General features: G+C 63.6%; 25 protein-coding genes and 1 pseudogene. 8 read left to right on the forward strand and 18 right to left on the reverse strand.

Features of this window, described 5'->3' with window-relative positions; all coding sequences use genetic code 11:
- Nucleotides 1-45 precede the first annotated feature (45 nt).
- The 3 genes from AC3EML_RS01135 to AC3EML_RS01145 all read right to left on the reverse strand — a co-directional run bounded on the left by AC3EML_RS01135 (nt 46) and on the right by AC3EML_RS01145 (nt 2,571).
- Nucleotides 46-738: a DUF1013 domain-containing protein gene (locus AC3EML_RS01135; protein WP_023670142.1), complete on the reverse strand. Its 693-nt coding sequence runs from the start codon at nt 736-738 to the stop codon at nt 46-48.
- Nucleotides 739-1,063: 325 nt separating this feature from the next.
- Complete coding sequence (locus AC3EML_RS01140) at nt 1,064-1,204, reverse strand: DUF1127 domain-containing protein (RefSeq protein ID WP_023670143.1); 141 nt, start codon at nt 1,202-1,204, stop codon at nt 1,064-1,066.
- Between the two features lie 356 nt (nt 1,205-1,560).
- Nucleotides 1,561-2,571 carry an NAD(P)H-quinone oxidoreductase gene (locus tag AC3EML_RS01145; RefSeq protein WP_352519840.1) on the reverse strand — a complete coding sequence of 337 codons (1,011 nt, stop codon included), beginning with the start codon at nt 2,569-2,571 and terminating at the stop codon, nt 1,561-1,563.
- A 136-nt stretch (nt 2,572-2,707) separates the two neighbouring features.
- Here AC3EML_RS01145 and AC3EML_RS01150 point away from each other — a divergent pair, with 136 nt between their 5' ends.
- The 3 genes from AC3EML_RS01150 (at nt 2,708) to AC3EML_RS01160 (ending at nt 4,533) form a co-directional block, all read left to right on the forward strand.
- Nucleotides 2,708-2,902, forward strand: a complete 195-nt coding sequence (locus AC3EML_RS01150) for a DUF1192 domain-containing protein (RefSeq protein ID WP_023670145.1) — start codon at nt 2,708-2,710, stop codon at nt 2,900-2,902.
- A 96-nt stretch (nt 2,903-2,998) separates the two neighbouring features.
- A complete protein-coding gene (locus tag AC3EML_RS01155) occupies nt 2,999-4,237 on the forward strand; it encodes an MFS transporter (protein WP_023683997.1) in 1,239 nt (412 codons plus the stop codon).
- Between the two features lie 32 nt (nt 4,238-4,269).
- Nucleotides 4,270-4,533, forward strand: a complete 264-nt coding sequence (locus AC3EML_RS01160; protein ID WP_023690079.1) for an ArsR/SmtB family transcription factor — start codon at nt 4,270-4,272, stop codon at nt 4,531-4,533.
- A 29-nt stretch (nt 4,534-4,562) separates the two neighbouring features.
- Here AC3EML_RS01160 and AC3EML_RS01165 read toward each other — a convergent pair whose 3' ends face one another.
- The 5 genes and pseudogenes from AC3EML_RS01165 to AC3EML_RS01185 all read right to left on the reverse strand — a co-directional run bounded on the left by AC3EML_RS01165 (nt 4,563) and on the right by AC3EML_RS01185 (nt 7,354).
- Nucleotides 4,563-5,027: an SRPBCC family protein gene (locus AC3EML_RS01165; protein ID WP_023706276.1), complete on the reverse strand. Its 465-nt coding sequence runs from the start codon at nt 5,025-5,027 to the stop codon at nt 4,563-4,565.
- Nucleotides 5,028-5,043: 16 nt separating this feature from the next.
- Entirely contained in the window at nt 5,044-5,418 is a 375-nt protein-coding gene (locus AC3EML_RS01170; protein WP_032887163.1) for a nuclear transport factor 2 family protein, read from the reverse strand.
- A 23-nt stretch (nt 5,419-5,441) separates the two neighbouring features.
- A complete protein-coding gene (locus AC3EML_RS01175; RefSeq protein ID WP_023699361.1) occupies nt 5,442-5,768 on the reverse strand; it encodes an ArsR/SmtB family transcription factor in 327 nt (108 codons plus the stop codon).
- 5 nt (nt 5,769-5,773) lie between these two features.
- Nucleotides 5,774-6,430, reverse strand: coding sequence for a glutathione S-transferase family protein (locus AC3EML_RS01180; protein WP_023711651.1), 657 nt, complete (start codon nt 6,428-6,430; stop codon nt 5,774-5,776).
- 116 nt (nt 6,431-6,546) lie between these two features.
- Nucleotides 6,547-7,354 (reverse strand): annotated as a pseudogene (locus AC3EML_RS01185) (alpha/beta fold hydrolase).
- Between the two features lie 114 nt (nt 7,355-7,468).
- Between AC3EML_RS01185 and AC3EML_RS01190 the strand changes: the two are divergent.
- The 3 genes from AC3EML_RS01190 (at nt 7,469) to AC3EML_RS01200 (ending at nt 8,916) form a co-directional block, all read left to right on the forward strand.
- Nucleotides 7,469-7,996, forward strand: a complete 528-nt coding sequence (locus AC3EML_RS01190) for a winged helix-turn-helix transcriptional regulator (RefSeq protein ID WP_023670151.1) — start codon at nt 7,469-7,471, stop codon at nt 7,994-7,996.
- 79 nt (nt 7,997-8,075) lie between these two features.
- On the forward strand, nt 8,076-8,309 hold the full coding sequence (locus AC3EML_RS01195; RefSeq protein WP_023684002.1) for a hypothetical protein: 234 nt from the start codon (nt 8,076-8,078) through the stop codon (nt 8,307-8,309).
- Between the two features lie 175 nt (nt 8,310-8,484).
- A complete protein-coding gene (locus AC3EML_RS01200; protein ID WP_023690074.1) occupies nt 8,485-8,916 on the forward strand; it encodes a GlcG/HbpS family heme-binding protein in 432 nt (143 codons plus the stop codon).
- Between the two features lie 245 nt (nt 8,917-9,161).
- Here AC3EML_RS01200 and AC3EML_RS01205 read toward each other — a convergent pair whose 3' ends face one another.
- From AC3EML_RS01205 to AC3EML_RS01220, 4 genes are all read right to left on the reverse strand, one after another.
- Entirely contained in the window at nt 9,162-9,563 is a 402-nt protein-coding gene (locus AC3EML_RS01205) for a hypothetical protein (protein ID WP_023670154.1), read from the reverse strand.
- A gap of 193 nt (nt 9,564-9,756) precedes the next feature.
- Nucleotides 9,757-10,704: an agmatinase gene (locus tag AC3EML_RS01210; protein WP_023733045.1), complete on the reverse strand. Its 948-nt coding sequence runs from the start codon at nt 10,702-10,704 to the stop codon at nt 9,757-9,759.
- Nucleotides 10,705-10,900: 196 nt separating this feature from the next.
- Nucleotides 10,901-11,083, reverse strand: coding sequence for a 50S ribosomal protein L32 (gene rpmF / locus AC3EML_RS01215; protein ID WP_008834724.1), 183 nt, complete (start codon nt 11,081-11,083; stop codon nt 10,901-10,903).
- Between the two features lie 153 nt (nt 11,084-11,236).
- Nucleotides 11,237-11,944 (reverse strand): transglycosylase domain-containing protein, encoded by a 708-nt coding sequence (locus AC3EML_RS01220; RefSeq protein ID WP_050586887.1) that lies wholly within the window; start codon nt 11,942-11,944, stop codon nt 11,237-11,239.
- A gap of 132 nt (nt 11,945-12,076) precedes the next feature.
- Between AC3EML_RS01220 and AC3EML_RS01225 the strand changes: the two genes are divergently transcribed.
- Nucleotides 12,077-12,994, forward strand: coding sequence for a polyprenyl synthetase family protein (locus AC3EML_RS01225; protein WP_352522067.1), 918 nt, complete (start codon nt 12,077-12,079; stop codon nt 12,992-12,994).
- Nucleotides 12,995-13,090: 96 nt separating this feature from the next.
- Here the strand turns inward: AC3EML_RS01225 and AC3EML_RS01230 are convergent, their stop codons facing one another.
- On the reverse strand, nt 13,091-14,092 hold the full coding sequence (locus AC3EML_RS01230) for an NADP-dependent oxidoreductase (RefSeq protein WP_023748329.1): 1,002 nt from the start codon (nt 14,090-14,092) through the stop codon (nt 13,091-13,093).
- A 68-nt stretch (nt 14,093-14,160) separates the two neighbouring features.
- A complete protein-coding gene (locus AC3EML_RS01235) occupies nt 14,161-14,976 on the reverse strand; it encodes an oxidoreductase (RefSeq protein WP_488505137.1) in 816 nt (271 codons plus the stop codon).
- A gap of 102 nt (nt 14,977-15,078) precedes the next feature.
- Between AC3EML_RS01235 and AC3EML_RS01240 the strand changes: the two genes are divergently transcribed.
- Nucleotides 15,079-15,663, forward strand: coding sequence for a TetR/AcrR family transcriptional regulator (locus AC3EML_RS01240; protein WP_352522066.1), 585 nt, complete (start codon nt 15,079-15,081; stop codon nt 15,661-15,663).
- 115 nt (nt 15,664-15,778) lie between these two features.
- Here AC3EML_RS01240 and AC3EML_RS01245 read toward each other — a convergent pair whose 3' ends face one another.
- The 4 genes from AC3EML_RS01245 to AC3EML_RS01260 form a co-directional block, all read right to left on the reverse strand.
- Nucleotides 15,779-16,636, reverse strand: coding sequence for a sigma-70 family RNA polymerase sigma factor (locus AC3EML_RS01245; RefSeq protein WP_352522065.1), 858 nt, complete (start codon nt 16,634-16,636; stop codon nt 15,779-15,781).
- Nucleotides 16,636-17,109: a carboxymuconolactone decarboxylase family protein gene (locus AC3EML_RS01250; RefSeq protein WP_023673089.1), complete on the reverse strand. Its 474-nt coding sequence runs from the start codon at nt 17,107-17,109 to the stop codon at nt 16,636-16,638. Before AC3EML_RS01250 ends, AC3EML_RS01245 begins: the two co-directional genes overlap by 1 nt.
- A 98-nt stretch (nt 17,110-17,207) precedes the next feature.
- Nucleotides 17,208-18,308: an ABC transporter ATP-binding protein gene (locus AC3EML_RS01255; RefSeq protein WP_352522064.1), complete on the reverse strand. Its 1,101-nt coding sequence runs from the start codon at nt 18,306-18,308 to the stop codon at nt 17,208-17,210.
- A 14-nt stretch (nt 18,309-18,322) separates the two neighbouring features.
- Nucleotides 18,323-20,527 carry an ABC transporter permease gene (locus AC3EML_RS01260; RefSeq protein WP_352522063.1) on the reverse strand — a complete coding sequence of 735 codons (2,205 nt, stop codon included), beginning with the start codon at nt 20,525-20,527 and terminating at the stop codon, nt 18,323-18,325.
- Nucleotides 20,528-20,565 lie beyond the last annotated feature (38 nt).

Here is a 20,565-nt window from a genome sequence, read left to right on the forward strand (position 1 = left end):
AAAAGCCCGCTCGAAGCGGGCTTTTTTGATGAACTGTCGCAAACCTTACTCGTCGTCCGCATCTTCCTTCTTGGACTTGAGCGCCGAGAGCTTGGCGAACACGGCGTTTGCGTCGAGCTCGGCATCCTCGTCCTTCGGCTTCTCCGGCGCCGGCACCAGGCGCTCGGTCACGGCAGCCGGCAGCAGCGTGTCGCCGACAGGCTGCGCCTGCTCGCGGCCGCGCGAGGCGCGGTTGACTTCCATGTCGAGGTCGATCTGCGAAGCGAGACCCAGCGTCACCGGGTCCATCGGCTGCAGATTGGCCGAATTCCAGTGCTTGCGCTCGCGGATCTGTTCGATCGTCGACTTGGTCGTGCCGACCAGGCGCGAAATCTGCGCGTCCTTCAATTCCGGATGGTTGCGGACCAGCCACAGGATGGCGTTGGGCCGGTCCTGGCGCTTCGACAGCGGTGTGTAGCGGGGACCCTTGCGCTTGGATTCCGGCACCCGCACCTTGGGGTCGGACAGTTTCAGGCGCTGGTTCGGATCCTTCTCGGCGCGCGCGATCTCGTCGCGGGTCAGCTGTCCGGTCATGATCGGATCCATGCCCTTGATGCCCTGCGCCGATTCGCCGTCGGCGATCGCCTTGACCTCGAGCGGATGCAACCCGCAGAACTGCGCGATCTGCTCGAAGGAAAGCGCGGTGTTGTCGACCAGCCAGACGGCGGTCGCCTTGGGCATCAGCAGCGTATTGGCCATTTCAAAAATCCTTCTCGTTCGCCCGCGTTCCCGCGCGGGCGGTGGTTTAGAGCCACCAAAATGGGAAATTCGCGGCCTGTATAACCGCTCCGCTGCCGTTTCGCAATGTTTTTGGCGCAGGGCGCAGCCGTCGGACACCGGACAGCGGGGGAGGCCAGGAGGACCTCGGCTCCGGCGATCATTGATGCCGAGTTGTACAGGGGGTCCAAGACGACAAAACCCGCCGGACAGGGTCCAGCGGGCTCGGAACCGGCGACGGATACCGTCTGCGGCGGCTCTTGCTTCTGCCGCGTGGTCAGGCCTCATCGGCCGACCAGGCTTCGAATTAGATGGCCTTGCGGGCAATCCTCTCGATGTCGCCGCGGCTGATGCCGAGGTCGCTGAGCTGACGGGCGTTGAGCTTGTTCAGCTCGCGCACGGTTTCGTTGTACATACGCCAGTTACGGAAAGCGCGGATCGGGTTCATGGTTGTCCTCCAGTTGTTGGATCAAATCGTTTCGATGACGCTTAGATAGGCAGTGCTGCCCACGAATTGAACAGACGTCTTTGCATAGCCGCAATGCAAATGCTGCATTGCAGCATTAAGCTTGTGTTCATCTTGCCGACAGGCTGAGCGCGGAGCATGGCGCGAGGTTCAGGTCAGGCCGAGCAGAGAATGGCGGCTCCCGAGAACCGGAGCGAAGCGTACTTCAGTACGAAGCACCGGCCTACGCCGGCCGTAGCCTTAACTGCCGCAACGCCTCATGAGGGCTTCGGCCGGCGAAGGCCGGAAGCGCAGGGAGCCGCCATTCGCAGGCCGGCCTCACCTAAATCTCGCCCCATCTAGCCGACGTCGAGAACGATCTTGCCTATATGCTCGCCCTCTTCCATGCGCTCATGCGCCCGCCAGGCGTCGGTCAGCGGGAAGATCATGTCCATCACCGGCGCTACCTTCCGGGTGCCGAGCAGCGGCCACACCTGTGCTTCCAGTGCGGCGGCGAGCGCCGCCTTGAACTCGACCGTGCGAGGCCGCAGCGTCGAGCCGGTGTGGGTCAGCCGCTTGACCATGATTTTCGAGAAATCGGCGCTCGCCACCGCGCCGGCCTGGACGGCGATCTGGACGATCCTGCCCTCGACCGCGGCGGCCTCGTAGTTGCGCGCGATATAGTCGCCGCTGACCATGTCGAGAATGACGTCGGCCCCCTTGCCGCCGGTCGCATCCTTGACCGCCGCGACGAAATCCTCCTCGCGGTAGTTGATCGCCCGGTCGGCGCCGAGTTTCAGGCAGGCGTCGCATTTTTCCTTGCTGCCGGCGGTGGTGACGACATAGGCGCCGAAGGCCGACGCCAGCTGGATCGCCGTGGTGCCGATGCCCGATGAGCCGCCATGGACCAGCAGCGTCTCACCCTTTTTCAGGCCGCCGCGCTCGAACACATTGTGCCAGACGGTGAAATAGTTTTCCGGAACCGCGGCCGCCTCCGTGTGGGTGAAGCCGGCGGGCAGCGGCAGCACGCTGCCGGCATGAACCTTTACATATTCGGCATAACCGCCCCCCGGCGTCAGCGCGCAGACCCGGTCGCCGATGCGCCAGCGCGATATGTCGTCGCCAAGGACGGCCACTTCGCCCGATGCCTCGAGACCGGGCAGGTCGGAAGCGCCGGGCGGCGCCGGATAGGCGCCCTTGCGCTGCTGCACGTCGGGGCGGTTGACGCCGGCCGCACGCACCCGGATCAGGATTTCGCCGGGACCAGGCACCGGCACGTCGCGCGTTTCCGGTTTCAGCACCCGCGGCCCGCCCGGTTGCGAGATTGCAATGGCCGTCATCGTGGCTGGAATTTTATGTCCGCTCGCCATGAAATTTCCCGTCTCGGTCCGCCGGCTGCCAGCTTCTTGCCGGCTGTTTGCATCTACGCCCCTGCCCTATGTATGCTGATTGCCGGATCAGGCAAATGGCCAAATCAGCCCCAATACTGAATAGGGAGGAGCGACGATGGCGATCTTCGACGACGAACCCAAGAAGAAAGCCCGCCCGCATGAGATCGGACAGGATCTGTCGCTGCTTTCGGTCGGTGACCTGACCGAACGGATCAGCATCCTGCGCGAGGAGATTGCCCGGCTCGAAGCCGAGCTCCAGACCAAGGGCAGCACCAAATCGGCGGCCGAAGCCCTGTTTCGCCGCGGCTAGTTTTCGCGTTAGTTTCGGCGTTGAGCATCCGCCGCCGAAAAGCCCGAATGCGCCTGTCTTCAGACCCCGCCACCGAATCTCCAGACGGATCAAACAATGTTTGCAAGCTACAGGCCGATCCTCTCGCTGCTTCGCGGCACCGCTTTCCTGCTCGCGGCTTCGGGATTGCACGGCCTGTTGTTGCCGTTGCGCGGCCAGCTCGAAGGGTTTTCGACCGCATCGCTCGGCCTGATGGGCACGGCCTGGGCCGGTGGCTTCGTCACCGGCTGCTTCTTCGCACCGCGCCTGGTGCGCCGCGCCGGCCACGTCCGGGCGTTCGGCGCCTTTGCCGCTTCGGGCGCCATCGTGGCGTTGCTTACCGGCCTGATCATCGACGAATATGTCTGGATCCTGCTGCGCGCCTTCACCGGCTTCACCATGGCCGGAGCCTTCATGGTCATCGAAAGCTGGCTGAACGAGAAGGCCACCAACGAGAACCGCGGCACCGTCTTCGGCCTCTACATGATGGTCACCTATGCCTCGATCATGGGCGGCCAGATGATCGTTGCCGGCGGCGACGTCAGATCGGCATCGCTGTTCATGATCACCGGCATATTGTTCTGCCTGTCGCTGATCCCGACCGCGGTGTCGTCGGCTTCGTCTCCCAAGCCTTTGCAGGACGTCAAGCTCGACGTCAAAGGTCTCTACGCCAACTCGCCGGTGTCGGCGATCGCCTGCCTGTTGGTCGGCATCGCCAATGGCGCCTGGGGCACGCTTGGCGCCGTCTACGGCGCCCGTATCGGCATCTCCACCGCCCAGATCGCACTGATGATGAGCCTTGTCGTTATTGCCGGCGCGGCCATGCAGCTTCCGGCCGGACGCCTCTCGGACAAGACCGACCGCCGTTTCGTGCTGGCGGGCGCGGCTTTCGGCGCCGCACTGTTCGCCATCCTGATCTTCCTGTTCGAACCGCGTTCCGCCGTCCTCGTCATTGTCTTCGCCGCTGCCTACGGCGCCTTTGCCTACACGCTCTATTCGATCGCCGTGGCGCATGCCAACGACCACGCCCGATCGGAGGATTTCGTCAAGGTCTCGGGCGGCCTGCTGCTTCTGTATGGCTTCGGAACCATGATCGGGCCCTTGCTGGCTGCCGCCCTGATGGGCTGGCTCCGCCCCGAAGGCCTGTTCCTGGCCACCGCGCTGGCGCATCTCAGCCTCGCCGCCTACACGTTGCTGCGCATCAGCCGCCGCGCGCCGGTGCCGATCGAAGACCGCGACGCCTTCAAGACCCAGCCGGCCGATCGCTCGGTCACCCCTGAAGCACTGCGGCTCAGAAAAGCGGAAGCCGACGGTTGAGATTTGAAAAGCTTTGCCCCACAAGTATAGGCATGATCTTTTCTGACGCCTTCATGGCGATTGCCGACCCCAACCGGCGCTATCTTCTGGAAGAGCTCCGGCGTGGCCCGAAAACCGTCAACGAGCTGGCTTCGGGCCTTCCAGTCTCCCGCCCGGCCGTGTCCCAGCATTTGAAAGTGCTGCTGGACGCCGGTCTGGTTCAGGCCAGGGCCGAGGGCACGAGGCGGGTCTATACAGTCAGCAGTGCCGGCTTCCTCAAGCTCAATATTTGGCTTGATCAGTTCTGGGAAGCATAGGCCGCGATTCCAGCTCGCCTCCCTGGCTTTCAAGTGTCCGTTGCCAGCGCCTTGCCCAGCGCATCGAGCAGGAATCCGGTACCATGCTCGCGCGATGACGGTGTGTCGTGCCCATCGAGAAACGCGCCCTGCTCGGTGAGCACCAGACGCGTGCCCGTGCCTTCCGGGCGAAGCTCAATTGTCGCCAGCGAAACCGAGATTCTGACATCACCGAACAGCATGTCGTAGCTGTAGACGATGCGCTGGTTGGGCACGATGTCCTGATAGGTGGCGGTATAGGTGTGGATCGGCCCGTCCTTCGGCCCGCCGGCATTGACCTCCTGGCCGCCGACGCGAAAATCCATTTCGTGCCTGTGGGTCATCGGGTTGTCGGGGTCGGCGAACCAGCGCCGCTTGGCGGCCGGATCGCTGAGCGCGAAATAGACTTTCGCCGGTGCAAATGGATAGAGGCGCTCGAGGACGAAGGTGGAGTGGACGACGGATCGTTCGGCCATGGTCAGGTCCTCTTGGTCAGCTTGATGGTTTCTGCGCGACGAAGACGCCGTCGCGATAGGACGCGCCGAAATAGACTTCGACGGCGCGCAACCTGTCGTCATGGAACAGATGCAGTTCGGTGTTGCGGAAGGTCTTTCCGTCCGCCGTCTCGCAGCGATAGAGGACAAAGGCGGCGTCCTCGTCCTCGCATATCCGCTCGATGACGATCGAGCTGAAGGCCGGGCTGTCCGGCCAGCAGCGCTCGAAATAGGTCGCACGGTCGATGGCGTCGTCATAAGGGCTGGTGAAGGTGAAATCGTCGGCGAGCACCGCCGCGACGGCAGCCTTGTTATTCGCCTGGTAGGCGGAAAAATAGCCGCGGATCAACTCCGCTCTGCTTTTGCCGGGCATGGTCATTTCTCCTCTGCTTCAGGTCATTCGGTCCCGGCGAGAAAATCGCCGAGCCGGTCGAGCCGACGCTCCCATGTCAGCCGCCGTTCGTTGATCCAGTGTTCTGCACTACGCAGCGCCTGCGGCGCGATCTGGCAGGTGCGCACGCGGCCGAGCTTTTCCGAGCGCACCAGCCCGCTTGCTTCGAGCACGTTGAGATGCTGGACGACGGCCGACAGCGACATCGCCAGCGGTTCGGCCAACTGGCTGACCGAGGCCGGCCCACGCGACAGCCGCTCGACCATGCTGCGCCTGGCCGGGTCCGCGAGCGCCTGGAACATCAGGTCGAGCTGGGCGGGATCGTGCAGCATCGCGATCAGCCGTTATTGTAGGGAAAGAACTTGAAGTAGGGCTGCGCCTCCTCGACCACCCGGGCGAAGGACGGCCGCTTGAGCAGGCGGTCGTGGTAGTGTTTCACGGCCGGATAGCTGTCGCCGAACGGCTCGACCTTGTTGGCGTAGAACAGCGCCGGCGAGGCCGCGCAGTCGGCCATGGTGAAGGTGGGGCCGGCCGCCCAGATTTTCGAACGCATCTCCTCCTCGATGATCGCATAGGCGTTGCGCAGTTGCGCGCGCGCCTCGTCGACCCCGAACGGGTCGGTCCGGTCCTGCGGGCGCAACCTGTCGCCGACGATCTTCTGCATCGGCGCCTGCACGTAGAAATCGTAGAAACGGTCAGCCTGGCGGACCTGGAGAGCAAGGTCGGCCTCGGCCGGGATGAGCTCGACCGGCCCGGGATAATGCGCGGCCAGATATTCGATGACGATGGTCGATTCCAGCACCGTGCGATTGCGTGCATCGTCATGCAGCGCCGGCATCTTGCCGGTCGGCGACACCTTCAGGAATGCTGCCCGCGACTGCTCGTCGCCGAGGTCGACGATAACCGGCGTGAAGGGCGTGTCGTTCTCGTAGAACGCAATCAGCGGTTTCCAGCAGAACGATGCCAGCGGATGGAAATGGAAGGTCAGGGACATTTTTTGCTCGTCTGTTTGTGGTTCGCCGATGCTGGAGCGGTGCCAGCCAGCGCCAACACTGAAGCATTTACTTAACTATTCCCGTGAGGCGAATGTGTCAAGGTTCGAGACTGCCTTCAGGGCTTGGTATGCGTGACGATGGCGGCAACGATCGTGCCCCAGTCGTCGGGATGCAGTTCGTGGCCACCGCCTTCGACGCGGACAAGCCGCCCGCCGGCAACAGCGTCGGCAAGGGCTGCGCCATGCTCGACCGGAAAGATCGGATCCGATGTCCCGTGAATGACGAGCAGCGGAACCTTGATCTCGCGCAGGCGTCCTTTCAGATCCTCGCAGCTCTTCAGCATGAAATGGTTAGTCGCGCTCAGGAAGGACGAACGCGCGCATCGCCTTCTCGTCGAACGGATGCGCGGTGCTGGCGATCGCACGCGCATCCTTGACGACGAAGCCGACCACCTGGTCGCGGTCCGACCAATCGACCTTGGCGCCATCGGCCGAGTGCTCCATATAGGCCTCGGTCGTTCCCGGCAGCTGCGATGTGTCGATCCCCACCGGCGAACTGCTGATTACGGTCAGCGAGATGACACGCGAGGGATGTTTCAACACCAGTCGTTGCGCGATCATGCCGCCCATCGACATCCCGACCACATGCGCCTCGCCGATGCCGCAACCGTCGAGGACGCGCACCGCATCGTCCGCCATGTCGTCGAAGGTATACGGCGGCTCGCCCGGCGCATATTTGGTCGACAGGCCGGTATCGCGATTGTCGTAGCGGATCACGAAACGGCCCTCGCCGGCGAGTTTTTTGCAGAGCGCCTCCGGCCCCCACAGCATCGAGGCCATGGCGCCCATGACCAGCAGAACGGTTGGATCGCCGGGATCCCCAAACGTCTGGGAGACGATTTCGGGTGCTGCGGCCCGTGTCATGGGACTCTCCTCGCATCGGCCAATCAAAGGCCAACCAAACTGATTGCGTTTTGCAATCGGTTGCACGATAATAAAACTGGTACGATAATGCAACTGGTTTTTGAGGAGAGTCGGATGAAAACCGAACACCGCTCGGGATGCCCTATCAATCTGTCGCTGGAAGTGTTCGGCGATCGCTGGAGCCTGATCATCCTGCGCGACATGATTTTTGGCGGCAAACGCCACTTTCGCGAACTGCTCAACGGCTCGATCGAGGGCATCGCTTCCAATATCCTGGCCGACCGGCTGAAGCGGCTGATGGAACTCGGCATGCTGACCAAGGCCGACGACCCCTCGCACAAGCAGAAGGCGATCTACAGCCTGACCGAGATGGCCATCACGCTGGTGCCGATCATGGCGCATCTCGGCGCTTGGGGCCGCGTCTGGCTGCCGGTGAGCGAGGAGCTTTCGATCCGGGCCGAGCTGCTGGAGAAAGGCGGACCGCCAATGTGGGAGCAGTTCATGGACGAGTTGCGCCACGACCATCTGGGCACGCCTGTCGCCACACCCGCGCAGCCTTCCGTCCGCGCTACATTGCAGGCCGGATATGAGGCGGTGGTAGCCCGCAAGGCGTCGAGCGGCATCGAGGCCCCGGCCGCTTGACCAACTTATTTCCCCATTATCAGGCCGGCTCTGCTATCAAGGGGCTGAAAAACATAATTTACGGGATTGGATAACGCTCTTGGTCGAGAACTCTAAGGATACTGCCCGCGCCAGGGCAGATATGCGTTTCAAGAAGCAGGAAGAGGCAGCCACGGTGCGGCAAAAGGCGATGGCGGAGTATGTCGCCGAGGCCGACGCCCGCCAGGCCAAGACCAACAAGCTCCGGGCATTGCGCCTTGCCAAGGAAGCGGAAGACCTCGCCAACGCCCCTGCCGTTCCGGTCAAGAAAGCGCCCCGAGCCAAGAAAAAATAGCGCGGCCTTCTTCATCGACGCCCGATCTGGATGCCGGCGGATCGTATCCGCCATGTGCCACGATCAGCAATGCCCGCCATTTCCGCTTTCCCACGCGAAGCAATTTCAACCGCAACCGGGATTTCGCATCCCGCATGTCAGGCGATGATTGACGCGTTTTGATCAGGAGACAGCCATGACCGCACTGACCCTCGAAAAAGCCAAGCACATCATCGACGCCGCCTTCGCCAAGGGCGCCGAGCTGAAGCTCAAGCCGCTCGGCGTTTCCGTGCTGGACGCCGGCGCGCATCTCGTCGCCTTCCAGCGTCAGGACGGAGCCTCGTTCCTGCGCCCGCAAATGTCGGCCGGCAAGGCCTATGGCGCGCTCGCCATCGGGATGGGCTCGCGCCGTGTCGAGGCTTTCGCCAAGGAGCGGCCGCATCTCGTCGCCGGCATTTCCGACGTCTCGGGTGGACGCGTGTTGCCAGTCGTCGGCGGCGTGCTGATCCGCGACAAGGCAGGCGCCGTCATCGGCGCCGTCGGAATTTCGGGAGATACGTCGGACAATGACGAAGCCGCCGCCATCGCCGGCATCGAAGCGGCGGGCTTCACCGCCGATCCGGGCTGAGGGGGAGCTTCGCCATCCCAGGGCGAAGCAGGAGCGAAGCTCCGTCGCGAAGACCCCGGGATCCATGCCGCGACCTTTGCCGCAAGTGTAAGCGGAGCAGAATTCTGAACCGTTGCAACGCCTTAGCTTCACGGAATGGATCCCAAGGTCTGCGCCGCGTCGCTTCGCTCCTTGCTTCGCCCCAGGAGGACCAGAAAGAGCAGCCACGCCAATCGCGAACGGATGCGACCATCCAACGAAGGCGGCTAGTTCAAATTTATGTCTCTACTCGCCGACCGCATCGACACCGAAAACCCGGCCAGCACATCGAACAGGGCGATCACCATCAGCGTGAAGAAGACGGAGTGCGCCGCGCCCTTCACCAGCAGGAACTCGACCAGGAACGCCACGAAGACCAGCGTCGACAACAGATGGTCCATGATCGAGGCGTTCGTGGTGCGCACCGACTTCACCATTTCGAGGAACAGGAAGATCAGCCCGATCACCACCATCAGGTCGCCGAGCGTCATCGAGAACACCCCGCCCGACATCATGCTGAACGAGAAGATCTCGGTCGCCCACGGATCGTCGCCGCTGCCGAATATTCCGAGGAGTCCGAGATTGTAGGCCACGAAGGGCACGATCAGCAGCGGGATGGCACCGAACATCAGGCGTCTCCTCTAGCAATTCCAGGAAAGCGGTTTCCCAAGGAATTGCCTAAACAATGGGGGCACCTTCTGTAGAATGCCCCGCAGGCACGCCGTCAAGATTTTTCGCTAGCGCCCGCAAACACGGAAAAAGACCGCGCGAAACAACCCTGTCAGCCACAGTTGCCCCGGCTGACCACCGACACGCCGGGATTCAGCGCTTGAACTGGCCTGTCCGCACGGCGGCGCCGATAGCGTTGAGGATGAAAAGGCCGGCGGTCATCGAGGTGATCTCGTTGACGTCGCGCGCCGGCGCGATCTCGACGATGTCGATGCCGACGACACGTCCCTTGGCGAACAGCCCCTTGATCAGTTCGATCGTCTGCCGGTAGCTGATGCCGCCAGGCGCCGGGCCTTCGACCGCCGGCATGACAGCGGGATCGAGACCGTCGGCATCGATGGTCAGGTAATAGCGGCCACGGTCCGGGATGCGCTTGAGCAGCGCCGCCGTACCGATATCCTGCCATTCATTGGCGGTGACGATGTTGGAGCCGTAGGCGCGGGCCGCCTCGACCTCCTCGAGCCGGGCGCTGCCCTGGCCGCGGATGCCGAGCTGGAAAATCCCGGCTATATGCGCCATCTCCGAAGCGCGGCGGATGGGGCTGGAATAGCCTTCCCTGACCCCGTTGACATTGTCGCGCCAGTCGAGATGGGCATCGATCTGAACCAGGGTGATCGGCCCTTCGCCGTCAAGCGCCCGCAGGATCGGGATCGGAATGCCGTGATCGCCGCCAATGGTGATCGGCAAGGCGCCGGCGACGCGGATCTTTCGGATCGCCGCTTCGGCCAACCTGTAGTGGCCGCCGGCGGCATCGCCGGGGACATCGCCGACATCGACCACCTTGACGTCCTGCCCGTCAAACAGGGTTCCGCCAATGTCGAAATCATAGCGGTCGAGCCCGAGGCTGATGCGCTGCGAGGCGCGCCGCACCGCCGTCGGCGCGTTGGTCTGGTCGTTGACCAACTCGTCGATCGTGTAGGGACTGCCGTAAGGCATGCCGATGATGGCGACATCCGCCTTCAGCGCATCGAGGTCCTCGACCAGCGGGAAGTTCATGAAGGTCTGGAAGATATCGCGCGGTGCTGTGGTGAGCTTGGTCATGCGGTCCCTCTGAAGCCGGCCGATCATCGCGCGGAAGCGCCGCGACAAGGCATCACTCAATACAGCACCGCCGCCGCAGCTTGTATCGCCACGGACGCCCGGTCTTTGGCATAGTTGGCGGCGCGACGCGCACCAAACGCAAAAAAACCGGCCAATGGCCGGTTCTTTTGGCATTCAAACCCTTCGAAAGCTGGTCTCAGCTTTCCTTGGGCGTCAGCACCTGGCGACCGCGATACATGCCGGTCTTCAGGTCGATATGGTGCGGGCGGCGCATTTCGCCGGAATTCTTGTCCTCGACATAGGTCGGGGCCTTGAGAGCGTCGGCCGAGCGGCGCATGCCGCGCTTGGACGGAGAGGTTTTTCGTTTCGGAACGGCCATGGATATGCTCCACTACATGGTCAAAATGCCCCGATAGCCCTCGTGAAAGGGCCGCGTCAGGGCCATAATCTGAGAAAGTCGGGTGCCTATACACGCCCTGCGCCGTTTTGGCCAGCACCGTGGCGATTTTTTTTGAACTGGCAGCGGTTCTACCTAATCAAGACAACCGACATACGCGCCCGAACGGCCGGCGCGGCGTTCGATCAGCGACGCCAGGCGCCGCAGACCCGGACCGGGCTTGGCCGGATTGCGGGCGATCGGATTGGGCAACGAGACGGCGAGCAATGCCGCCTGCCGCCGCGACAGCTGTTTGGCCGAAACGCCGAAATGATGCTGCGCCGCCGCCTCGATGCCGTAAATGCCCGGCCCCCATTCGGCGATGTTGAGATAGATTTCCATGATCCGCCGTTTCGACATCACCGCATCGAAATAGACGGCCAGCGGCAGTTCGACCACCTTGCGCACCGAGCCCAGCGGCCGCGACCACAGGAAAAGGTTCTTCACCGTCTGCATGGTGATGGTCGAGGCGCCGCGCGTCGCCTCGCCGGCCAGCGCATCGTCGACGACGCCGCGCAATTCGCCGAGATCGATGCCGCGATGGAAGCAGAACTGACCGTCCTCCGACATGATCACCGAATTGGCCAGCACCGGCGACACATCGTCGATCGACACCCAACGCCGGTCGTAACCGGAGAAGGTCGCGAGGTCTTTGACCATCAAGGTCGATATCGGATGCACGAAGGACGGCAGATAGAGGAAGGTCAGCCCAATGGGTATCGCCGCCAGCACGACGGCGACGACCAGGCCGCGCCGTGCCAGGCGCTTCAGACCGGCGCGGTTCACGCGCCTTGGTCGCGCCATCTCAAACCCTTCGGTTTCATGATCGACGATCGGTTCCGTCAAGCCGCCCCCACCCGCGCCACTCTCCCGCCTCCGGCATAATGGCGCGAGGCTTCTTGCGCAACGTCTGAGTGTCGGCTACCGCTCCCGGCCATGACGAAAGACGAGCAATTGGCCTTTGAGGCCGCACTTCTGGGGCGGGCGGCGGCGATCGAGGCCGGGCTCAGGCTGCTGCTCGACGGCCGCACGCTTGCCGGCGAGATCGCCCGGCCGGAGCGCTTGATGGCTGCCATGCGCCATGGCGTGCTGAACGGCGGCAAGCGACTGCGCCCCTTCCTGGTCATGGAAAGTGCCGCCCTTTTTGGCGCCGATGGCGAGGCGTCGCTTCGCGTGGCGACAGCGCTCGAATGCGTGCATTGCTATTCGCTGATCCATGACGATCTGCCTGCTATGGACGACGACGATCTGCGCCGCGGCCAGCCGACCGTGCACAAGGCCTTCGATGAAGCCACCGCCATCCTTGCCGGCGACGCGCTTCTGACGCTTGCCTTCGATGTCCTCGCCGATGAGGCGACGGCGCTGCCGGCGGAGCGCAGGGCGGCGCTGGTGCTGGCGCTGGCGCGCGCCGCCGGCACGGGGGGCATGGTCGGCGGGCAGACGCTCGATCTCGAAGCCGAGCGCAACAGGCCGGACGAGGCCGGCATCGTCCGGCTGCAGGCGATGAAAACCGGCGCGCTGATCCGCTACGCCTGCGAAGCCGGCGCGATCATTGCCGGCGCTGCACCGCAGGACCGCGACCGGCTGGCCGAATTCGGCTCGGCGGTCGGGCTTGCCTTCCAGCTTGCCGACGACCTGCTCGACCTGACCGCCGATGCCAGCCAGATGGGCAAGGCGACCGGCAAGGACGCAGCCGCCGGCAAGGCGACGCTGGTCGCGCTGCATGGCGCGAACTGGGCGCGCAGCCAGCTCCATGGGCTGGTCAAGCAGGCCCATGAATTGCTTGAGCCTTACGGTGAACAGGCAGCCTTGCTGAAGGCAGCGGCAAGCTTCGTGGCAGTCCGCAACAACTGAGGTTTGGGCAATCGGATGCCGAACCGTTTTCGGAATTTGTCGGCCTTGCGCTGCCTTGCTTGGTGTCTCTCAAATGCCCCAAAGCAACTGGGCGCGCTATCTGACCTTGACGACGACCTTGCCCTTGGCGCGTCCTGTTTCGACGTAAGCCAGCGCCTCATTGGTCGCTTCAAAAGGAAAGACCCTGTCGACGACCGGGCGAATCGCCCCATCTTCGATGAGGGACGTGATTTTGCTCAGCTGCTCACCTTGCGCCGACATGAACAGGAACGAAAATCCCACGCCCCGGCGCTTGGCTTTGGTCCTGATACCACGGCTCAGCAGCCGCAGCAGCAGCCTTAGCACCACGTTCAGTCCCTGTTTCCAGGCAAATTCGGGATCCGGAGGACCGGAAATCGAGATGAGCTTCCCACCCGGTTTCAGCACAGTCAGGGATTTCTCAAGCGTCTTGGCGTCCTGGCTGTTCAGGACGACGTCGTAGCCCGACAGGATTTTCTCGAAGTCGTCCTTCCTGTAGTCGACGACGACATCGGCGCCGAGATCCCTGACCAGATCGTTGCTTGCCGCGCCCGCTGTTGTCGCAACGATCGCGCCGAGGTGCTTTGCCAACTGGATGGCGAATGTCCCCACGCCGCCGGAGCCAGCCTGGATGAAGATCTTCTGGCCTGTCTTCAGACCCGCCCTCTCGATGAGAGCCTGCCAGGCGGTCAGACCGACCAGCGGGATCGAGGCCGCCTCTTCCATGCTGAGGTTCGCCGGCTTCAGCGCCACGTCGGCTTCATCGATTGCGATGAATTCGGCGAATGTCCCGATCCGGCCGTCGCGCGGCCGCGCATAGACGGCGTCGCCGGGTTTGAATTTGCGGACTTTCGAGCCCACCCTGACAACCCTTCCAGCCACGTCGTGACCGAGGATGAAGGGCCGGCGATAGGGAAGGACGAGTTTGAATTCGCCGGTCCTGATTTTGGAATCCAGCAGGTTCACCCCGGCGGCATGGACCTCGACCAGGACGTCATTGTCCAGCAGCTCCGGCTCCGGCATCTCGGCCAGCCGCAAAATGCCTTTCTTGCTATATTTATCGACAACGAATGCCTTCATGGCAGTGACTTTCTGAGAGTGTCCGTTGGTGTGCCGTTTGTGTGTGAAATTCTCCGTCCCACCGTTGTTCAGACCGGCAGGCGGAATTGCTTGCGCAAGGTCTTGTCGAACATCCCCGCGGGGGCGAAGCGGCGCAGCAGGCTGACCTGGCGCGCTGCCTTCCCTGCGGTATAGCGCCGTCGCGGACGGGCGTCGGTCGCTGCCTTGACGACCACATCCGCCACCACTTCCGGCCGATCGGCTTTGGGCATCACATCGGCAAGCAGCGCCTTGAGACCGGCGCGCGCCTGATCGTAGTCCTTCAACAGGGAATCCGGCTCGATGCCGTTCTGGTCGAAGACGGTGCGCACGAATGCCGGCTCGATGACCGAGACGCGAATGTTGAAGGCGCGAACCTCATGATCGAGCAATTCCGAATAGCCCTCCAGCGCGTGCTTGACCGCCGAGTAGTGCGCTGAGTATGGCGCGGGCACCAATCCTAGAATCGAGCCGATGTTGACGATGCGCCCTTGGCCGCGGCGCCGCATCGACGGCAACACCGCATTGGTCATGCGCATGACGCCGAACAGATTGACGTCGAACAGAGCCTGCACCTGTGCGACCGAAGATTCCTCGGCGCCGCCAAGCAGGCCGACACCGGCATTGTTCACCAGCAGATCGATACGACCGGTCTGGGCCAGCACGGTTGCAACGAGGGCGCTGACGGACTCCCCGTCGGTCACGTCGCAGGTCAGCATGGACACCTTAGCCGGGCCGTTGCCGGCCTTGCTGCGGCTTGTCCCGAAGACGGTATACCCCGCCCGCGCCAAGGCCTCGGCACTGGCGCGGCCGATGCCCGAAGAGGCTCCGGTCACGACTGCGGTTCTTCCCGAAAGGGTACTCATTTGATACTCCACAGACATGAGGGCTAGCTTTTTGCCGTTGATTGAATTATGATCGTAATATCACATTACACCTATAATGCAATAGCAGAAAGGAAGAGCGCCATGCGCTACGAAAAGGGCCGAAAGGACGCCTCCCGCGATCGCATCGTGGAGGTCGCAGCCCAGCGTTTTCGCGGTGACGGCATCGCCGCGTCCGGACTGGCAGCCATCATGGGCGACGCCGGACTGACGAACGGAGCCTTCTATCCGCATTTCCAGTCCAAGGCGGAGCTTGTGCGTGAAAGCCTTGTAGCGGCACTGGAGGCCCAGTCGCAGCAACTGCAGGAGGTATTGGCAGCCGGTGGTCCGGAGATGGGCATAGCGGCGTATCTGTCAGCCGGGCACCGGGACAATCCGGGAGCCGGCTGCGCCAACGCCGCGCTGCTCCCGGAACTCGCGCGTCAGCCGCTCGAAACGCGACAAGTCTATACCGAACGCTTGCTGGTTCTGGTGCGTCAGCTGTCTGCAGCGCTTCCGCAGGCCAGGGATCCGGAAGGCGTTGCCATGGGCGTCTTTGCGACCCTCATCGGCGCGCTTCAACTGGCCCGCGCGGTGGCAGGGACCGAATTGTCGGATCGCTTCCTTGCGGCAGGAGCAGATGCCGCGCGCAGGCTGATCCAGCCACGTGACGGGGAGAAGGCATCCTAGAGGTCGGTGGCGGCAGCGGCAAAGGGCAGCCCTGACATCGTCCTCGGGTCGCACACAGGAAGGGCCGGCTTTTGGAGGCGGGCCGAACCGGTATTTCGCTCCGATTCAATCGGGTCTAACGCAGATGCCTGAGCTTGTCGGGATTGCGCATGACATAGACGGCCGCGATCTTCCCGTCCTCGATGTCAAGCGCGGTCGTCTGCAGTTCGCCATCGGCCTCCCGCGTGACGAACCCCGGCAGTCCATTGACGAAGCCGATGCGCACCAGCGTCGAGCGATTGTCGCGCAGCCAGGCCGCGACTTGCGCGTATTGCTTCATGACGGCGTCGAAGCCCAGCACCGGCGCCAAAGCCGCCGGACGCTTGCCGCCGCCATCGGCATGAGCGCTGACATCTTCCGTCAGCAGCGCGCCGAGCGCCTGCATGTCGCCGCTGCGCGATGCCGCGAAAAAGGCTTCGGCGATCTCCAGGCCACGCTGCTTCGCCACCTTGAAGCGAGGCCGCGCCTCGCGGACATGGCCCCGTGCGCGAGCGGCAAGCTGGCGGCAGGCGGCTGAATCGCGCTCGATGGCGGTCGCGACCTCCTCGAATTCCAGCCCGAACACATCGTGCAGCAGAAAGGCCGCCCGCTCGAGCGGCGAAAGCCGCTCCAGCGCCAACATCAGCGGCAAGGTGACATCTTCAAGATCGTCCTCTTCGACGATCGGCTCGGGCAGCCAAGGGCCGATATAGGTCTCGCGCTGGCGCCGCGTGGATTTGAGCTGGTCAAGGCAAAGCCGCGTCACCGTGCGGCGCAGGAACGCTTCTGGCTCGCGAACCTGCGAGCGGTCGGTCCCCATCCAGCGGATGAAGGCATCCTGCACGACATCCTCGGCGTCGCTCACCGAGCCCAGCATGCGATAGGCGACCCGCATCAGCTTCGGACGCAGCGGGCCGAAGCCCGCTGCCGCGTCGTCGGGTGCCGTCGCCGTCATCAGGCCGCCTTGGCGCTGGCGCGTATCGTTGCTGCGTCGGTGTAGAGCCCGAAGCCAACGGCGATGCGGTTCCAGCCATTGATGATGTTGATCAAAACGGTGAGCTTCACCTGCTCCTCCTCGGTGAAATGCGCCTTAAGATCATCATAGGCGCTTTCGCGGTCCTGTCCTTCCGAGAGGCGCGTCAGCGCATCGGTCCAGCCGAGCGCGGCACGCTCGCGGTCGCTGTAGCAGGGCGCTTCGCGCCAGGCCGGCAGCAGATAGATGCGCTGCTCGGTCTCGCCATTCTCGCGCGCTTCGGTGGCATGCAGATTGATGCAGTTGGCGCAGCCATTGATCTGCGACGCCCGAAGCTTCACCAGCTCGTTGAGGCTGTGCTCGAGCCCGGCGGCGACGGAGAGTTCGGTCGATGCGCGCTGCCACTGCTTGATCAGCGCAGGGGCGGCGGCGAAGAGGTCGATCTTGGCGGTCATGATTGCAGTCCTTGTGTTGGGTACGCCATCATGACGAGACAAGACCGGCCGGTGTGACATTCAGGCTGGATTTTTTCGAAGGTGCTTTCCCGGCGCGTTCAATCGTCTTTGATCAGCACGATCTTCGCCGGATCGAAATCGATCCCGACCATCGTCCCTTCCGCCACGGCGGGTGTGACATCAGGCGATGTCGCGAACAGTTCGACCGCCGGATCGCTGATCGCGATTCGGTATTCCATGTGGTCGCCGAGATACGAGCTCTTGACCACCTGGCCCTTCATGGTGCCCGCTGGCTGGCCGGGCAAGATGCGCACGGCATTCGGGCGCACAGCGAGGATCGCCGGCCCCGGAGCGTTACCGCGACCCGGCATGTCGAGCAGCAAGGGTCCGACCTTGACCCTGGCACTGGTCGCATTGCTGGAAAGCACCTCGACATCGAGCAGATTGGCGTCGCCCATGAAGTCGGCGATGAAACGGTTGGTCGGCTCGTTGTAGAGGTCGCGCGGCGTGCCGTCCTGGGCGACGCGAGCGGCGTTCATGACGATGATGCGGTCGGAGACGGCGAGCGCCTCTTCCTGGTCATGCGTGACATAGACCATGGTCAGCGCCAGATCTTGCTGGAGACCGCGGATTTCGTCGCGCACCCGCCGGCGCAGCTTGGCGTCGAGATTGGACAGCGGCTCGTCGAACAACAGCACCTTCGGCTCCAGCACGATGGCGCGCGCCACCGCGACGCGCTGCTGCTGGCCGCCGGACAACTCGCTCGGCTGGCGCTTCTCGTAGCCGGACAGGCCGACAAGCGACAGCTTTTCGGCGGCGCGCTCGGCTGCCTGCGCCTTGCCAAGCCCCATAGCCCGCAAGCCGTAGCTGACATTCTCCATCACGTTCATGTGCGGGAACAGCGCATAGGACTGGAACACCATGGAGACATCTCGCTCGGCGGCGGACAGCAAGGTGACGTCCTTGTCGTCGATCAGGATGCGCCCGGTGCTGGTCTGTTCCAGCCCGGCGATCAGCCTGAGCGTCGTCGTCTTGCCGCAACCCGAGGGCCCGAGCAGCGTCACCAGGCTGGCCGGCGCGATGTCGAAGCTGACATTGTCGACGGCGATCACCGCGCCGTATTTCTTGGTGACGCCCTCGAACCGCACGGCCGGCCTGTCCGTGACAACCGGGGCAGCATTCTTCGCCGTCTGATCCACGCCGCTTCTCCCCATCAGATTGCTGCCACAACGGCTTCCGGACCAGGCCGGCGCCGGCCGAGCCGGCGTTCGCCGACCAGCAGCTGGATGCCGATCAGGATGACCATCATGACGACGATCATCACCGCCGAATAGACAATCGCGATGCCGTATTCGCCGACATCTGCGCGCCCGACAATGTAGACCGTGGCAAGGTTGAACCGGCCGCTCGCCAGGAAGATGACGGCGCTGACCGCCGTCACCGCGCGCACGAAACTGTAGATCATCGCGGTCACGATCGCCGGCTTCAGGATCGGCAGGATCACCCGCCGCAAGGTAGCAAAAGACCGCGCCCCAAGCGTCAGCGATGCCTCGTCCAGGCTCTTGTCGATCTGGCCCAGATTGGCGAGCCCGGCACGGATCGCCACCGGCATGTTGCGGAAGATGAAGGAGATCACGATGATCAGCCCGGTGCCGGTCAATTGCACCGGCGGCACGTTGAAGGCAAGGATATAGCTGACGCCGATTACCGTGCCGGGAATCGCGAAACTCATCATGGCCAGGAACTCGAACATGGTGCGCCCGGCGAAACGCTGCCGGTCGAGCAGATAGGCCGTCAGGATGCCGAGCGCCGCGGTGAACGGCATCGCCACCAGCGCCAGGCCGATGGTCATCAGCAGCGACGGCCAGGCCGAGCCGCTGAAAAACCAGCCATTGACGCCTTTCTCGATCGAAAAGGCGGTGAGGAAATATTCGAGCGTCGGCGTGTTGTCGCGCCCGATCGATTGCACGAAACCGCCGCTCAGGATGATGCCGTAGACCACGATGGTCAGAACCAGCCACGGAACGACGGCGGCGTAGCAGCCGATCCGCAAGGCCTTGGGCAGCGTCGCCGGTACGCCGCCATCGCCCTTGCCTGCGACGGTGACGTAGCTGCGGCTGCCGATCCAGCGGCGCTGGATGACGAAGGCTGCCAGCGTGAACATCAACAGCACGATCGCCAGCACCGCCGCGCGGCCCTGGTCGTGCGCCGCGCCAACCACCGCGAAGAATATATCGGTCGACAGCACGTTGAAATTGCCTCCCAGCACCAGCGGATTGGCGAAATCGGCCATGCTCTCGATGAACGAGATCAGGAAGGCGCTGGCCAGGCCCGGCCGGATCAACGGCCAGGTGACGGTGCGAAACGTCCGCCAGCGACTGGCGCGCAAGGTCTGCGACGCCTCCTCCATGCTCGGGCTGACCCCTTGCAGCACGCCGACCAGAACCAGGAAGGCGATCGGCGTGAAGGCCAGCACCTGCGCGATGGTGATGCCGGCCATGCCGTAGATCCAGCGGCTGCGCGGAATGCCGAGATGCACCGACATGAGGTTGGTGACGATGCCGGCGCGGCCGAACAGCAGGATCAGCGCCAGGCCGATGACGAAGGGCGGCGTGATGATCGGCAGGATGGACAGGCCGCGCAGCAGCCATTTGGCCGGCAGCTTGGTGCGAAGCGCAATCAGCGCCAGAGCCAGCCCAAGCGCCGTGCAGAAAAAGCCGACGAGGACTGCGATCGCCACCGTGTTCCACGCCACGCCGCAGGAGCCCTCGCCATAGAGGCAGCGCAGGCTCCATATGTTGGCGCTGAAGATCTTTTCGAAGAACAGCGCCGGCACGACATTGCCGTCATTGTCCTTGATGGCCGAGGTGAGGATCGACAGCAGCGGATAGGCGACGAACAGGATCAGCGAAGCAATCACGATTGAGAGCGAGCCGACGACGAAACGGTCGCCCTTGCACCAGCCGCGCGCGGCGAGCGCCTCGGCGATGAACATCAGCATCGCCACGGCATAGAGCGCCGCACCCCAGCCGAGCCCCGGCTGTATCGGTCCCGGCGTGCCGGCGATCTGGGTAAGCAAGCCAAATCCCCAGCCCGAATGGATGATGGAAAAGCCTTCGATGGCCAGCCACAGCAGGCCCGCCGCGCCTGCAACCGCAAGGCTCTTGGGGTTGTTGCGCGCCACCAGCCAGCTCGCCAGCAAAAGCGGCAGGACAAGCGGCAACAGCCAGGGCCGGCCACCGAGCGCCAGGATGATGGCCGGCGTCGCATCCGCCGGCTGTGCCAGCCAGTCGAACGACAGGAAGCCGCCTTCGACCTTGTACCAAGGCAAGAGCACGAAGCTCGCCCACGCGGCCATTACCCAGGCGAGCGCGCTGCGTCCAGGAGCGGAACTGACCATGGAACCGGCCGCGGCCATTCAATGTCTTTCTGTTGCCAAAGGATGGTGCGCCGGCT

The sequence above is a fragment of the Mesorhizobium sp. P170090 genome, assembly GCF_057786115.1.

Coding starts and splice junctions, on each gene's coding strand:
- AC3EML_RS01135 (WP_023670142.1), bottom strand. CDS start 738: ATGGCCAATACGCTGCTGATGCCCAAGGCGACCGCCGTCTGGCTGGTC.
- AC3EML_RS01140 (WP_023670143.1), bottom strand. CDS start 1,204: ATGAACCCGATCCGCGCTTTCCGTAACTGGCGTATGTACAACGAAACC.
- AC3EML_RS01145 (WP_352519840.1), bottom strand. CDS start 2,571: ATGGCGAGCGGACATAAAATTCCAGCCACGATGACGGCCATTGCAATC.
- AC3EML_RS01150 (WP_023670145.1), top strand. CDS start 2,708: ATGGCGATCTTCGACGACGAACCCAAGAAGAAAGCCCGCCCGCATGAG.
- AC3EML_RS01155 (WP_023683997.1), top strand. CDS start 2,999: ATGTTTGCAAGCTACAGGCCGATCCTCTCGCTGCTTCGCGGCACCGCT.
- AC3EML_RS01160 (WP_023690079.1), top strand. CDS start 4,270: ATGATCTTTTCTGACGCCTTCATGGCGATTGCCGACCCCAACCGGCGC.
- AC3EML_RS01165 (WP_023706276.1), bottom strand. CDS start 5,027: ATGGCCGAACGATCCGTCGTCCACTCCACCTTCGTCCTCGAGCGCCTC.
- AC3EML_RS01170 (WP_032887163.1), bottom strand. CDS start 5,418: ATGCCCGGCAAAAGCAGAGCGGAGTTGATCCGCGGCTATTTTTCCGCC.
- AC3EML_RS01175 (WP_023699361.1), bottom strand. CDS start 5,768: ATGCTGCACGATCCCGCCCAGCTCGACCTGATGTTCCAGGCGCTCGCG.
- AC3EML_RS01180 (WP_023711651.1), bottom strand. CDS start 6,430: ATGTCCCTGACCTTCCATTTCCATCCGCTGGCATCGTTCTGCTGGAAA.
- AC3EML_RS01190 (WP_023670151.1), top strand. CDS start 7,469: ATGAAAACCGAACACCGCTCGGGATGCCCTATCAATCTGTCGCTGGAA.
- AC3EML_RS01200 (WP_023690074.1), top strand. CDS start 8,485: ATGACCGCACTGACCCTCGAAAAAGCCAAGCACATCATCGACGCCGCC.
- AC3EML_RS01205 (WP_023670154.1), bottom strand. CDS start 9,563: ATGTTCGGTGCCATCCCGCTGCTGATCGTGCCCTTCGTGGCCTACAAT.
- AC3EML_RS01210 (WP_023733045.1), bottom strand. CDS start 10,704: ATGACCAAGCTCACCACAGCACCGCGCGATATCTTCCAGACCTTCATG.
- rpmF (WP_008834724.1), bottom strand. CDS start 11,083: ATGGCCGTTCCGAAACGAAAAACCTCTCCGTCCAAGCGCGGCATGCGC.
- AC3EML_RS01220 (WP_050586887.1), bottom strand. CDS start 11,944: ATGGCGCGACCAAGGCGCGTGAACCGCGCCGGTCTGAAGCGCCTGGCA.
- AC3EML_RS01225 (WP_352522067.1), top strand. CDS start 12,077: ATGACGAAAGACGAGCAATTGGCCTTTGAGGCCGCACTTCTGGGGCGG.
- AC3EML_RS01230 (WP_023748329.1), bottom strand. CDS start 14,092: ATGAAGGCATTCGTTGTCGATAAATATAGCAAGAAAGGCATTTTGCGG.
- AC3EML_RS01235 (WP_488505137.1), bottom strand. CDS start 14,976: ATGAGTACCCTTTCGGGAAGAACCGCAGTCGTGACCGGAGCCTCTTCG.
- AC3EML_RS01240 (WP_352522066.1), top strand. CDS start 15,079: ATGCGCTACGAAAAGGGCCGAAAGGACGCCTCCCGCGATCGCATCGTG.
- AC3EML_RS01245 (WP_352522065.1), bottom strand. CDS start 16,636: ATGACGGCGACGGCACCCGACGACGCGGCAGCGGGCTTCGGCCCGCTG.
- AC3EML_RS01250 (WP_023673089.1), bottom strand. CDS start 17,109: ATGACCGCCAAGATCGACCTCTTCGCCGCCGCCCCTGCGCTGATCAAG.
- AC3EML_RS01260 (WP_352522063.1), bottom strand. CDS start 20,527: ATGGCCGCGGCCGGTTCCATGGTCAGTTCCGCTCCTGGACGCAGCGCG.